Here is a 12,558-nt window from a genome sequence, read left to right as displayed (position 1 = left end):
GCAGCAAGAAGATGAGGTTGGCCCGCCTTTGTCACTGACCATGGCAAAGAGGTCATCTATACACCTCGCAGCATTCGGAACTATGGGCTCGAAGCCGACTTGCGCAAGCGCAGCGTGGCAGCCAGCACAGTAGGGTTCCGTTGTGTGGACGAAGCTGTCGATGGTAGCTCGCGGCTCAATCTCCGCTTCTGCGAGTTCACCGTAAAAAGCAACGAACACAATACATCGAAAACCTAAGCATGAGTCTTCGACTTCCGTGGATCATGGATCGGCATCGAAACCACCTTTGCTTTTGTTTCGATATCATCTCCGGCAACATTCAGAGTTGTGCCAATTTCGACAGAAGGATGCAGATGAGCAAGTGCGAGTGATTTGCCGAGGCGGCGCGAATAACAGGGAGAGTTAATCACACCAACTTCGTTTCCATCGAGGTAAAGCGTCTCGCCGCCAGCCATCATGTCGGAATGGTCAATGTCGAGGCAGACGTTTTGGGTTGCCTCCTTCCCTTTGGCGGCCATGACGGCCGTCTTACCGCGAAACTCCCCTTTGGACCCGCTGACGGTAAACCCAAGCCCGACCTCCCAGGGTGTGTTGTCCTCAGTCATGTCGTATCCGTAGAACAAAAGCCCCGCTTCGATGCGAACCTTATCGAGCGCAGTGAATGAGCACGGCGTGACGCCAGCCTCTACAAGCTTGTCCCAGATATCGCCGATGACAGACGCGTCTGCAAATATCTCGTAGCCACGCTCCCCCGAATAGCCGGTGCGTGAAATCCGACATGGATGGCCGAAGAGCCGCGCCGATGCGTGCTCGAAATAGGCGAGATCGCCAAGATTGATATCACACTCGGTGTCGAGAATTTCGAGTGACTTGGGCCCTTGCACTGACAGATCATGCAGGTCGTCGGAAAACTCGATCTGCACATCGCGGCCTTTGGCAGATGCCTTGAGCAAAGCCATGGTATCGCCGGACCCATGCACGATCATCCACTCATCGTTTCCGTTGTTTGACACGATAGCATCGTCGGCAATGCCACCATTCTCTGTCAGAATGCAGAGATAGGCAGCCTTACCCGGATCGATTTTCGAGATGTCGCGTGTCGTCAGGTGATCGAGGGTTGCGACGACGTCCGGCCCACCCACGAACACCTTCTTGAGAGGGGACATATCGAACATCCCCGCTGCCTCACGAACAGCATCGTGTTCATCATTGGGATCGGAGTTGTAGGTCCAAGCAGTGCCCATCCCGTTCCAGTCTTCTAGGCCTGATCCAAGCGCGGTGTGCCGTGACGCGAGGGCGGATGTGCGGCTTAGTTCTTCAGTCATGTACGATCTCCAGTGGTTCTCTCCGAAGTGGGACCAGTTCATCAGTACCACTCGTCTTTCATTGAGGCTTGGCGTTCGGCCACGAAGTCTTCCAGCCTGGACCGAATACCTTCGTCCATCGACGGTGCCTGATAGCCTGCGAGCATGGATTTCCATCGCGCTGTGGCGCGTTGATCAGCCCGGAGGCTCCCGTTTTCGGACCATGTTTCGAATGGCCCAGCCTCTGGGATGTCAGGTTGAAAGTTAGCCGTCGCAAAATGGCGTAGCGTATGCGCAGTCGATAGGAAGTTCTCGCCCGGACCTGTTTCGAAGTATGCGTCGCGGCCAAAGACTTCATCACTCACATCGATACCCTGGAGCATCTTTAGCATCGCCCCGCAATGGTCGATATCCATGATGAATTTCTCATAGGACATAACCAGCCCGCCTTCGAGCCAGCCCGCAGCGTGCCAGACTTGGTGCGCGCCCGAAAGGAGCGTGGCCCACATCGCCCCGACGCTGTCTTGCATGGCTTGTCCGTCGGCGGCGTTGGAACCGGAAACATGGCCGCCGCCTGATCGAACAGGCACACCTAAGCGGTGACCCAGCTGGGAAAGAACCATGGATGCCAGATTTGCCTCGGGTGAACCAAAAGTCAGCGCTCCGGACTTCAAGTTCATAGTTGAATGAAAACTGCCGAAGACCACCGGACAGCCAGGCCGCACCAACTGCGCCAGTGCAATCCCTACCATCCCCTCGGCGAGCGTCTGCGCGGCAACCGCAGCAGGTGAAAGAGGCCCCATAGCGCCGGCAAAGATCGCCGGCGAGACACAGACACATTGACCGGCGCTGGCGTAAACCCGCAAGGCGCCGGACATTGTATCATCGTATATTAGGGGGGAGTTGACGTTGATGTTGCCTTGAATGACAGCGTTCTCGTCCATGAATGCCTCACCGAACACGAGCCGCGCCATATCAATGCTGTCTTGAGCGCGAACAGGGGATGTGACACCCCCCATGAATGGTTTGTCCGAGAGCGTCAGGTGCACCAGCACCATATCCAAATGGCGTTTGTTCACCGGAATATCTGTGGGTTCGCACACCGTGCCGCCAGAATGGTGCAGATACGGAGTGGAGTACGTCAACTTCACAAAGTTTTGGAAATCCTCGAGCGTGGCATAGCGGCGTCCTCGCTCAAGGTCGCTCACGAAGGGGGATCCATAGCCGGGCATAAGCACAACGTTGTTGCCACCAAGTTCAACGCTCTTGGCCGGGTTGCGCGCGTGAAGCGTAAATTGATTGGGCGCAGAGGCACACATTTGGCGCGCGTGCCCTGGCTCAAATGTAACACGCTGGCCGTCGACCCATGCACCTGCATCTCGGAACAGGTCCAGAGCCGTCTCGTCCCCGCGAAACTCAACCCCGATGTTTTCAAGTATCCAATCGGCTTGCGTCTCGATGGCACCAAGCTCCAGTTCGTTGAAGAGCTGGTACGCCGGAGTCTTTCGTTTCGTGTAAGACACAACGCTGTCGGGTGCACCACGGCGCGCGGAACGACCGCGCCGCGCCGCCTTTCGCAACTTTGGCTGAATGTTTATGTCTAAATTTTCCAACCCAGATGTTCCTAACATCTCCTCTTCTTTGTCATAATAGTTGAGAAAAAGAGTTCAGAGGATCAAATAATTCTACACTCTTCGTTCAAAAATTTTATACGATAGTCCCATGGCAATGCCCTTTCGAAGACATGATACCTTGCGCCTCTTCGTTGAGATTGCGCGCTATCCAAGCCTGTCCGCCGCTGCGGAGGCCCTCAACATGACCAAAGGTGCCGTAAGCTATCAGGTTAGAGTGCTAGAGGACGAACTTCAGACGACGCTTCTAAGCCGTGAACCACGCGGGATCACCCTGACCAAGCAAGGACGAGCCTTACTTGAGGCATGCCGTCCGGGGTTCGAGGCTCTCGAGACAAGTCTGCACGAGTTTACCAGAGCACGCGACGTGGGCCTTACGGTCGGGCTTTCTAGCTATTTTGCAGCACGGTGGTTATCGCCGCGTCTCACGGGTTTCATGCAAAGACATCCGGACATCCGGCTGCGGCTACAACCCATGACGCAGCTTTTTGACCTTGAAAATCAGAGCATCGACATTGCCATCAGATGGGGAAATGGCCAATGGGACGATGCCACGGTCGAACCCTTCCTCAACATGCCAGCTTGGCCGGTTGGGAATAAAGCAGCTCTGGAGAAAGTCGCTCGGCTTGGGATTGAAGCCGCATTCGCCGAGTTTGTGCTTCTAAGGGACCATGATGACAGCAATGCCTGGACAGATTGGAGGCAAGAAGCTGGGTTTGAGACGGACCCGCGCCGCGACACGCTTATTATTCCAGATCCCAATGTGCGCGTGCAGGCCGTCGCGAACGGACAGGGGGTGGCTCTCATGGATGATCTTGTTGCTCAGGAACTCGATGATGGCTGTCTTGTACGGCTCTCAGAAAAAGAGCTGTCCGATTACGGGTACTTCATTGTTGAGCCGTTTGGCAGCCGGCACAGTCAGGCTGTGCGGGAATTCAGTGACTGGCTTCAAGGCGCAACACATCTGTAGCGGCTGCAAAAGCGATCATTCGAGAGGTCTCCAGCATCGGACAAAGTAGGCTCAAAGGCGCCAGCGCTCATTCGAGCCACGACCCCATCTCAGAAACAACAGCGCCCGAAATCTCCATCATGTCCCGCAGAATGTAGCCTGTACCACTTCGCTCTGCGACGGCGGGCGGGTCAGGTCGGCATTGTCCGGCCGATCCAAGAAAGGCTGCCCCAGCACGCTGTTGAGACGATGAAAGGGCGTGTAATCCCCCTGCACCGCCGCCTCGATCATCTGTTCGACCCGATGGTTGCGCGGGATGAAAACCGGGTTGGCCGCGTGCATTACCTGGGTCGGGGTTTCTTCGTGCGCCAACCGCGCTTGCCAACCTTCGGCCCATCCGTCAAATGCCATTGGATCAGTGAATTGATCCCGTGCCTTGTCCGTGCCCAGCGCGCGGAAAGTGTTGGTGAAATCCGCATGATTCTGCGCCATGCGCACCAGCAGGTCCGAGATCAGCTCAGAATCTTCGTCACGGGTCGTCGTCAGACCAATCTTGGCCTGGAAGCGTGCCATCCAATTCCGCTGCAACAGATCGGGCATCGCGTGTACGATCTCAGTCGCCTCTTCAACCGCTGCTCCCTTGTCCTCCATCTGCTGGATCAACGCGGTGGCCAATTGTGCCACGTTCCAGACGGCAATATCCGGTTGATTGGAATAGGCATATCGCCCTGCCCGGTCGATCGAGCTGTAGACCGTGTTGGGGTGATAGTTGTCCATGAAGGCGCAGGGCCCATAGTCAATCGTCTCACCGGCAACCGAGCAATTGTCGGTGTTCATCACCCCGTGAATGAACCCCACGCTCATCCAACTTGCAATCAACTGGGCCTGAGCGTCACGCACAGCACGCAACAAGCCCATCGGCCCCTCAGCCTGCGGATAATGGCGCGCGATGGCATACTCCGTCAGGCGACGTAAGCTCTCGATCTGCCCCCGGGCAGCAAAGACCTGAAACGTCCCGACCCGCAGATGGCTGCGCGCCACACGGGTCAGCACCGCACCAGGCATAGGCCCTTCGCGCAGGACGACCTCTCCGGTCTCGACCGCGGCCAAAGCGCGGGTGGTCGGAATGCCCAGCGCGTGCATCGCCTCGGACACCACGTATTCGCGCAGAACGGGCCCCAGCCAAGCCCGCCCGTCCCCCTGCCGCGAGAACGGCGTCGGACCAGAGCCTTTCAACTGAATGTCACGACGCACACCATCGGTGCCCACGGTTTCCCCAAGTAAAACCGCCCGACCATCCCCCAGTTGTGGGTTATAGTTGCCAAACTGGTGCCCGGAATACAGCTGCGCCAGCGGCTCCGCCCCGGCGGGTATGGCATTGCCGGCAAAGGTCTCGGCAAGCTCGTGCACATCCCCCGGTGCGATATCCAAAAGCCGCGCGAGATCTGCGTTGAACGCAATCAGCTGCGGTGCGCGAACAGGGACCGGCGCCTGACGTGCATAAAACGCATCTGGCAGGCGGGCATACGAGTTATCAAACGGGATTGTCAGTGTCATGCGGCAAACATATGACCTGCGCGCATGATTGCCATAGCGGATCGCGCCATCCCGTGCATAATCGGCCAAAACATGAGGCACCGATGACCGGACAACAGATTATCGATCAACTTCAACTGCAGCAACACCCGGAAGGTGGCTGGTTCAAAGAAACCTGGCGTGCCGACAATGCTGGCCGCGCCACTGGCACCTGCATCTACTTCCTGCTGCAAGCCGGGGAAAGCAGCCACTGGCACCGGGTCGATGCGACCGAGATCTGGCTTTATCATGCCGGCGCACCTCTGGTCCTATCGCTCAGCGAGACGGATCAGGGGCCCGCACAAGAATTCCAGCTGTGCCCGGACCTGACGGAAGGCGCGCCCCAGGTGATCGTTCCGAAAGGCCATTGGCAAGCCGCCCGCAGCACCGGAGCCTACACGCTGGTCAGCTGTACCGTCTCCCCCGGGTTTGAGTTTTCTGGATTCGAACTTGCGGACCCGGGGTTCGATATCCCAAAAGCCTAACGTCAGTGGTTAAGAGTTTAGGGCAGATCAGATGCGTGAAGACCTGAAAAAAGCGTTCGAGAACCATGATTGGTCAGGGAAAAGAGGTAAAGCGCCACGTTCTGGTCCCGGATCGACCTTGGCCGCCACCGAGCGCTTGCGCACTGCGTTGCCGCAGATCTTCGAGCAACTCAAAATCCGGCGGTTTCTGGACGCACCATGTGGCGATTGGACATGGATGCAGACTGTCGATCTATCGCAGCTTGAAGCCTACCACGGTACGGACATCTCAACGTCAGTGATACAAGACGTTTCAGAAAAATTCACATCCGACAAAGTGTCTTTTTCCGTATTGGACGTGTGTTCCGACCCATTGCCGGCCGCCGATTTGATTATGTGCCGCGAGTGTTTGTTTCATCTCAAACACGAAGCGAAATGGGCCTTCTTTCAAAACGCCCTGGCGGCGGACATCGCGTTCATAATGTTTTCGATTGATCATATTCGCCTCAATCACGACCTCCTGAGGAATGGCGGGTTTAGACGGTTCAACCCCATGATGGAACCGTTTAACTTCCCGCTGCCGCTCTACTATGTTCACGAAACAACGAACCAGGACATGTTCGACGTGTACGATCCGGATCTGGGTCACCGTCAGCACCGCTCGATGGGGATTTGGACACGCGAGATGATTGCCAACGCCATGCCACAGTCGCAGCCCCAGCAAACATCGAACTAACGGCTTGCCTCATCGGGCTACACGATTAGTGCTACAGACAGATCGCTCACCAACTTGCCAGCAGCGCTCGCACGGGCCACTCTGGCTGCTATGGATCACCGCTCCCTCATTGCGTCTATCCCGCCTAAGATCAAAGACGATCTCCAGCGGCGCTCTGACGCTGCCGGGCTCAGGCATCTGGCACTGTATCTTCTGGCACTGACGGTAACGTCAGCCGGACTGATCGCGCAGGTTCCGTTTTGGCCGCTGTTGATCCTGCCGCAGGGCATTCTGCTGGTGTTCCTCTTCACCCTCAGCCACGAATGCACCCACAAAACACCGTTCAGAACCAACTGGCTCAACGATATAGTCGGACATTTGGTCTCAGTTCCCATTGCCCTGCCCTTTACGTGGTTTCGCTACTTCCACTTGGCCCATCACAAATGGACCAATCACCCGGAAAACGACCCCGAACTCGACGGCAAACCGCGCCCCAACACCTGGCGCAGCCTGATCGTCTACCTCATCGGCTGGCCATACTGGTCCGCAATGGCTCGGGTGCTCATGCGCAACGCCTTGGGACGGATCGATGCCCCTTACCTGCCCGAGCGCCAACATCGCGCAATCACAACCGAGGCGCGCGTCCTGTTGGTCGGCTATGGCCTCGCAGCCCTCAGCTTGGTTTTCACATCTGCGCTGGTCTGGCTCTGGCTGCTGCCAGTGCTAGTCGCACAACCCTTCCTGCGCCTCTATCTTCTGGCAGAACATGGGCTCTGCCCGCCGGTGGCCAACATGCTGGAAAACTCTCGCACAACGTTCACCAACCGTATCGTCCGGTTCTTGGCCTGGAACATGCCGTACCACGCCGAACACCACGCTTTTCCGAATGTTCCGTTCCACCAGTTGCCAGGGTTTCATGCCTGGACCCAAGCTCACTTGAAATCCACATCAGACGGCTACACAGAATTCGCGGCTGACTACATAGAGCACCTGCCAGCCAAGGCAGGCTCTTCATCGGGCTGAAGATATCCCGGGGGAGTCGCGCTTGCGCGATGGGGGCAGCGCCCCCTACGACTTGGCCGCCTTTCCGCGGTTCGGGGCTGACACGACACCGCCCCCAACCAGCACCTTCACACCTGTGGTTCCCGGGCACGAGGTGGGCAAACCACGCGCCACCCGGACCGCCAGATAGGCAAAGGCCTGCGCTTCCAGCATGTCACCGTCCAGCCCCACCGCCTCAACCGGCTCGACAGGACAATCCAGCGCAACCCGCAGCATCTCCATCAAAACCGGATTGTGTCGCCCTCCACCGGTTACCAGCATACGCGAGGGCGGTTTTGGGCAGTACTCCATCCCCTGCACAACTCCGGCAGCGCACATCCCGGTCAGCGTCGCCACCGCGTCCGCATCCGGCAAGTCACGAACCAGCCCGATCATCTCGGCAAAGTCATTCCGGTCCAGCGATTTTGGCGGCATGCGCGCGAAGAAAGGCTCGCTCAGGAACAATTCCAAAGCGCCTGTCTCTACCGTTCCTTCGCGGGCAATGGCGCCATCTTTGTCCATAGACAATCCAAAGCGGCCCTGCATCAGATCATCGACCGGCGCATTGGCGGGGCCGGTATCAAAGGCCACAAGCGCGCCGGGGATTTCAGGCCGTTCAAAAGACGGATCAACATAGGTCAGATTGCCAACCCCGCCGAGGTTCAGAAAACACAATGGTTCCTCTGCCTCGATCCACTTGGCGCAAGCAAAGTGGAAAAATGGGGCTAACGGCGCTCCTTCGCCCCCCATCTGAACATCATCGCTGCGAAAATCCCAAACCACCGGCACGCCCAGCGCCTGCGAAAGGCCATTCCCGTCGCCAACCTGCAAGGTGCCCCGCCCACGCGGTTCATGCGCCAGAGTCTGCCCGTGAAATCCGATCAGGTCGATATCTTCAAACTCACACAGCGCCTCGCAATGGGCCATGGTGACTACGTCGCCAGCCGCCTCGACCTCATCCCCGTGCCAATGCCCCATTCCGGCCCGCAAAACTGCGCGCTCTTCGTCTGAATAGGCACGATACCCGCTTTCGCCAAAGGCAAAAATCGCGACCCCGTCGGTTTCGATCACCGCCGCGTCCACCCCATCCATCGAAGTTCCTGACATCGCCCCAAGCGCACGCAGGGCCCCGCGTTTTGCTACGGCCTTATTCATGGCCTTTTCCTTCTGCCACTCGACGCCTATAAGGTGCCCCGCATTACAACCCTGAGGCAAGACATGACCTACCATCCCAAATCGGATTTCATCGCAACGATGATGGAGCGTGGCTTTTTGGCCGATTGCACCGATTATCAGGGCCTTGATGAGGCGCTGATCAGCGGGTGTAAACCGGCCTATATCGGCTTTGATGCAACGGCACAGTCATTGCATGTGGGCAGCCTTATTCAGATCATGATGCTGCGCTGGTTCCAGAAAACCGGCCACAAACCGATCACCCTGATGGGCGGCGGCACCACTAAAGTGGGCGACCCGTCCTTTCGTGCGGATGAACGCCCTTTGCTGGGCCCCGAACAGATCGATGCCAATATTGCGGGCATCAAAAAGGTGTTCTCGGCCTATATCGACTATGATACCGACGCCGAAAACGCGGCTCTGATGCTGAACAACGCCGAATGGCTGGACGGCCTGAACTACCTCGATTTCCTGCGCGATATCGGGCGGCACTTCTCGGTCAACCGGATGTTGGCCTTTGAATCAGTGAAGTCCCGGCTGGATCGAGAGCAGTCGCTGTCATTCCTGGAATTCAATTACATGATCCTGCAGGCCTATGACTTCCTTGAACTGAACCGCCGCTATGGCTGTGTTCTGCAGATGGGCGGCAGCGACCAGTGGGGCAACATCGTCAACGGCATCGACCTGACGCGTCGCGTACTGGACCAAGAGATTTATGGCCTGACGAGCCCCCTGCTGACCACCAGCGACGGCAAAAAGATGGGCAAGTCTCAGGACGGTGCCGTCTGGCTGAATCCCGAGATGCGCTCGCCCTATGAATTCTGGCAGTTCTGGCGCAATACCACCGACGCGGATGTCGGACGTTTTCTGAAACTCTACACCGAACTGCCGGTAGATGAATGTGATCGTCTGGGAGCGCTTGCAGGGGCTGAGATCAACGAAGCCAAGATCCGTCTGGCCAATGAGATCACAACGCTACTGCACGGGGCCGAAGCGGCGACAACCGCCGAAGCAACCGCGCGTGAAGTCTTTGAAAAAGGCGGCGTGGGGGGCGATCTACCGACCCTGACCCTAAGCGCAGCGGATCTGGGTGGTGGCATGTCCATCGTACAGCTGATCGTCAAATCCGGTCTGGCCAAATCCGGCAAAGAGGCCAAGCGCCTAATTGCTGAAAACGGTGCCAAGATGGACGACGCACCGCTAACGGATGCCGGTCTGATGATTGATGCGGGCGCTCTGTCGTCCCCCATCAAGCTAAGCGCCGGTAAAAAGCGCCACGCTCTGGTCCAGCTGGGATAAGAACCAAAACCTGATCGCTCAAGAAAACGGCCACCCCTTCGGGTGGCCGTTTTCTTGTTTCAAACCAAGATGCCGATTGGGCGGCAGGCAAAACTCACCTTTTGCCTTTGCCTCCGCCTTTGCCGCCACCTTTTCCATCGCCACCTTTGCCGCCGCCGTGACCGCCTTTGCCGCCACCGTTGTCGCCGCCCTTGCCGCCACCGTGGCCACCTTTGCCGCCGCCCTTACCGGGGCCGTCACCACCTTTTCCGCCGCCTTTGCCGGGACCGTCACCGCCTTTGCCTGGGCCATTGCCGCCGCCTCCGTCACCGGGACCGTCACCGCCGTCGCCCGGGCCGTCACCGCCGTCACCGGGGCCGTCGCCACCACCATTGCCGGGACCATCATTGCCGCCATCACCGGGATTGCCACCGCCGCCATTGCCCGGCCCGGTGCCGCCATCATTCCCTGGGCCGCTGCTGCCATTGTCGCCCGGATCAGCCGGGCTGACCTGCGCGAATTGGTCCGAGCCCCGATCCTCACCCCGGCTGCTACCGGCCGCCGTGCCAATAGACGCGGTTGGCACATCGGTCAGCAATGACGCCAATCCGGGGCACATCGCGCCGGTGTTTTGCAGTGTAGTTGAAAAATCCGACCGGTTCTGAAGGCGCTGCAAGAAACTAGGGGTGACATGCGTGCAGTCGCACATCGTCGTGTAATCCCCACTATTCGCCGCATCCCGTGCGGTTTTCCAGTTGCAAACCTCGGGCGCCGCAGCTGCACTGCCAGCCGCCAAAACCCCAAAGATGGGCGCGGCAACCCATGCGGCCATCCCTACTCTCTTACTCTTTTGCATAGCGTATCACTCCTCTCGCTACGTCGCTTGTTCGCGACATTGCATCCGCAGTCGATGTGGGCGCCCAACATTAAAACCAGATGAGGACCGCCTGATCTTGTCTTGAGAAAGCACAGCGAAGATGTGGACACGCCCGGCAACATCCGTTTAAATGAACACTTGTTCAAATCACTCCAAAGGGAGCCTGCCATGCAATTATCCTCAACCGCAGCTATCATCACCGGCGGCGCATCGGGTTTGGGTGAGGCCACGGCTCGCCATTTTGCCGCGCAGGGCGCTCAGATCACAATCCTGGACCGGGATGCAGATCGCGGAACGCAGGTCGCTGCCGAAATTGGCGGGCACTTTGCACAAACCGACGTGACTGACGAGGGGTCCGTCGCCATCGCCATGGCAACAGCGACGGACAAAATGGGCCGGATCACGGCAGCGGTGAACTGCGCAGGCATCGCTTACGGCATCAAGACGGTGGGCAAGGATGGCCCCCACCCTTTGGACGCATTCCAGCGCACCATCGACATCAACCTGGTCGGCACCTTCAACGTGTCGCGCCTGGCCGCCGTCGAAATGGCCAAGAATGAACCGGAACCAGACGGCGCGCGCGGTGTGATCATCAACACCGCCTCGATCGCAGCCTTTGACGGCCAGAAAGGCCAAGCAGCCTATGCCGCGTCGAAAGGCGGAGTGGTTGGCATGACCCTGCCGATGGCCCGCGATCTGGCCTCAACCGGTATCCGGGTGATGACCATAGCGCCCGGCATCTTCATGACCCCGATGCTAGCCGGATTGCCAGAAGAGGTGCAACAGCAGCTCGCCGCCGATGTTCCCAACCCCGCTCGTCTGGGTGATCCGCACGAATACGGACGACTGGCCGGGTTCATCGTCGAGATGGGCTATCTCAACGGAGAAGTCATCCGTATCGACGGTGCATTGCGGATGCGCTAGGCGTTAATCATGACCGAGCGGGAAAAAATGGAAGCCGGCGACTGGTATAGCTGCCTGGACCCGGAACTCGACGCGCTGCGTGCCCAAGCGCGCCGCGCGGTGCACGCACATAACAGCTGTGACCCGGACACGAGGGGCGCGATGGCACCGGCCTTGCGCGCCCTGTTTGCGCGCACCGGTGCCGATTGTTTTGCCGAAGCGCCCTTTCATTGCGCTTATGGCGTGAACATCCACCTTGGTGACCGGGTCTATTTCAATGCCGGTTGCGTTATTCTAGATACGGCCCGCGTGCAAATTGGCGACGACACCATGTTCGGACCCAAAAGCCAAATTTATTGCGCCCAGCATGCGAAAGACCCGATCGAACGCGCCAAAGGTCTTGAGATCGCACTGCCCATCACAATCGGCAGCAATGTCTGGGTCGGTGGAGGTGCCATCATCCTGCCTGGTGTCGCCATCGGCGATAACGCAATTATTGGCGCAGGCAGTGTCGTGACCAAAGATGTGGCAGCAGATCAGACCGTTGTTGGCAACCCTGCACGCCCTATCGACTAAACAGTCGACTTGCGACCATCAGAGTACTGTGCACCTCGAAAGATCCGGGTGTTTCAAGACATACAAGTTGTA

The 12,558-nt window shown here is 58.2% G+C and carries 12 protein-coding genes; 7 read left to right on the top strand and 5 right to left on the bottom strand.

The window, feature by feature from the left end; all coding sequences use genetic code 11:
* Positions 1 to 233: 233 nt before the first annotated feature.
* Together ACR0BU_RS09300 and ACR0BU_RS09295 are read right to left on the bottom strand one after the other, a co-directional pair.
* On the bottom strand, positions 234 to 1,325 hold the full coding sequence (locus ACR0BU_RS09300; protein WP_480736948.1) for an aminomethyl transferase family protein: 1,092 nt from the start codon (positions 1,323 to 1,325) through the stop codon (positions 234 to 236).
* A gap of 41 nt (positions 1,326 to 1,366) precedes the next feature.
* Positions 1,367 to 2,935, bottom strand: a complete 1,569-nt coding sequence (locus ACR0BU_RS09295) for a trimethylamine methyltransferase family protein (protein ID WP_480736947.1) — start codon at positions 2,933 to 2,935, stop codon at positions 1,367 to 1,369.
* A 91-nt stretch (positions 2,936 to 3,026) separates the two neighbouring features.
* On the opposite strand from ACR0BU_RS09295, the gene ACR0BU_RS09290 reads away from it, so the two are divergent.
* Entirely contained in the window at positions 3,027 to 3,905 is an 879-nt protein-coding gene (locus ACR0BU_RS09290; RefSeq protein ID WP_480736945.1) for a LysR substrate-binding domain-containing protein, read from the top strand.
* A gap of 117 nt (positions 3,906 to 4,022) precedes the next feature.
* On the opposite strand, the gene ACR0BU_RS09285 is transcribed toward ACR0BU_RS09290, so the two are convergent.
* Positions 4,023 to 5,441 carry a protein adenylyltransferase SelO gene (locus tag ACR0BU_RS09285; RefSeq protein ID WP_480736958.1) on the bottom strand — a complete coding sequence of 473 codons (1,419 nt, stop codon included), beginning with the start codon at positions 5,439 to 5,441 and terminating at the stop codon, positions 4,023 to 4,025.
* A gap of 83 nt (positions 5,442 to 5,524) precedes the next feature.
* Between ACR0BU_RS09285 and ACR0BU_RS09280 the strand changes: the two genes are divergently transcribed.
* The 3 genes from ACR0BU_RS09280 to ACR0BU_RS09270 all read left to right on the top strand — a co-directional run bounded on the left by ACR0BU_RS09280 (position 5,525) and on the right by ACR0BU_RS09270 (position 7,661).
* Positions 5,525 to 5,944: a cupin domain-containing protein gene (locus ACR0BU_RS09280; protein WP_298935953.1), complete on the top strand. Its 420-nt coding sequence runs from the start codon at positions 5,525 to 5,527 to the stop codon at positions 5,942 to 5,944.
* A gap of 31 nt (positions 5,945 to 5,975) precedes the next feature.
* On the top strand, positions 5,976 to 6,659 hold the full coding sequence (locus ACR0BU_RS09275; RefSeq protein WP_298935954.1) for a class I SAM-dependent methyltransferase: 684 nt from the start codon (positions 5,976 to 5,978) through the stop codon (positions 6,657 to 6,659).
* A gap of 90 nt (positions 6,660 to 6,749) precedes the next feature.
* Positions 6,750 to 7,661: a fatty acid desaturase gene (locus tag ACR0BU_RS09270; protein WP_480736944.1), complete on the top strand. Its 912-nt coding sequence runs from the start codon at positions 6,750 to 6,752 to the stop codon at positions 7,659 to 7,661.
* Positions 7,662 to 7,706: 45 nt separating this feature from the next.
* Here ACR0BU_RS09270 and ACR0BU_RS09265 read toward each other — a convergent pair whose 3' ends face one another.
* On the bottom strand, positions 7,707 to 8,834 hold the full coding sequence (locus tag ACR0BU_RS09265; protein ID WP_480736943.1) for an anhydro-N-acetylmuramic acid kinase: 1,128 nt from the start codon (positions 8,832 to 8,834) through the stop codon (positions 7,707 to 7,709).
* 63 nt (positions 8,835 to 8,897) lie between these two features.
* On the opposite strand from ACR0BU_RS09265, the gene tyrS reads away from it, so the two are divergent.
* Positions 8,898 to 10,151, top strand: coding sequence for a tyrosine--tRNA ligase (tyrS, locus tag ACR0BU_RS09260; protein WP_480736942.1), 1,254 nt, complete (start codon positions 8,898 to 8,900; stop codon positions 10,149 to 10,151).
* A gap of 94 nt (positions 10,152 to 10,245) precedes the next feature.
* Here the strand turns inward: tyrS and ACR0BU_RS09255 are convergent, their stop codons facing one another.
* Entirely contained in the window at positions 10,246 to 10,962 is a 717-nt protein-coding gene (locus tag ACR0BU_RS09255; protein ID WP_480736940.1) for a hypothetical protein, read from the bottom strand.
* Between the two features lie 213 nt (positions 10,963 to 11,175).
* Between ACR0BU_RS09255 and ACR0BU_RS09250 the strand changes: the two genes are divergently transcribed.
* Positions 11,176 to 11,931 (top strand): 3-hydroxyacyl-CoA dehydrogenase, encoded by a 756-nt coding sequence (locus ACR0BU_RS09250; RefSeq protein ID WP_480736939.1) that lies wholly within the window; start codon positions 11,176 to 11,178, stop codon positions 11,929 to 11,931.
* Between the two features lie 9 nt (positions 11,932 to 11,940).
* Positions 11,941 to 12,486, top strand: coding sequence for a sugar O-acetyltransferase (locus ACR0BU_RS09245; protein ID WP_299075914.1), 546 nt, complete (start codon positions 11,941 to 11,943; stop codon positions 12,484 to 12,486).
* The last annotated feature ends 72 nt before the right edge of the window (positions 12,487 to 12,558 follow it).

It is taken from the genome of Ruegeria sp. CK2, from assembly GCF_056536585.1.
This window is presented reverse-complemented; position numbering and strand designations above follow the sequence as displayed.

Excerpts from the sequence above, each read along its gene's own strand:
- ACR0BU_RS09300 (WP_480736948.1), bottom strand. The coding sequence starts at position 1,325 with ATGACTGAAGAACTAAGCCGCACATCCGCCCTCGCGTCACGGCACACC.
- ACR0BU_RS09295 (WP_480736947.1), bottom strand. The coding sequence starts at position 2,935 with ATGTTAGGAACATCTGGGTTGGAAAATTTAGACATAAACATTCAGCCA.
- ACR0BU_RS09290 (WP_480736945.1), top strand. The coding sequence starts at position 3,027 with ATGGCAATGCCCTTTCGAAGACATGATACCTTGCGCCTCTTCGTTGAG.
- ACR0BU_RS09285 (WP_480736958.1), bottom strand. The coding sequence starts at position 5,441 with ATGACACTGACAATCCCGTTTGATAACTCGTATGCCCGCCTGCCAGAT.
- ACR0BU_RS09280 (WP_298935953.1), top strand. The coding sequence starts at position 5,525 with ATGACCGGACAACAGATTATCGATCAACTTCAACTGCAGCAACACCCG.
- ACR0BU_RS09275 (WP_298935954.1), top strand. The coding sequence starts at position 5,976 with ATGCGTGAAGACCTGAAAAAAGCGTTCGAGAACCATGATTGGTCAGGG.
- ACR0BU_RS09270 (WP_480736944.1), top strand. The coding sequence starts at position 6,750 with ATGGATCACCGCTCCCTCATTGCGTCTATCCCGCCTAAGATCAAAGAC.
- ACR0BU_RS09265 (WP_480736943.1), bottom strand. The coding sequence starts at position 8,834 with ATGAATAAGGCCGTAGCAAAACGCGGGGCCCTGCGTGCGCTTGGGGCG.
- tyrS (WP_480736942.1), top strand. The coding sequence starts at position 8,898 with ATGACCTACCATCCCAAATCGGATTTCATCGCAACGATGATGGAGCGT.
- ACR0BU_RS09255 (WP_480736940.1), bottom strand. The coding sequence starts at position 10,962 with ATGGCCGCATGGGTTGCCGCGCCCATCTTTGGGGTTTTGGCGGCTGGC.
- ACR0BU_RS09250 (WP_480736939.1), top strand. The coding sequence starts at position 11,176 with ATGCAATTATCCTCAACCGCAGCTATCATCACCGGCGGCGCATCGGGT.
- ACR0BU_RS09245 (WP_299075914.1), top strand. The coding sequence starts at position 11,941 with ATGACCGAGCGGGAAAAAATGGAAGCCGGCGACTGGTATAGCTGCCTG.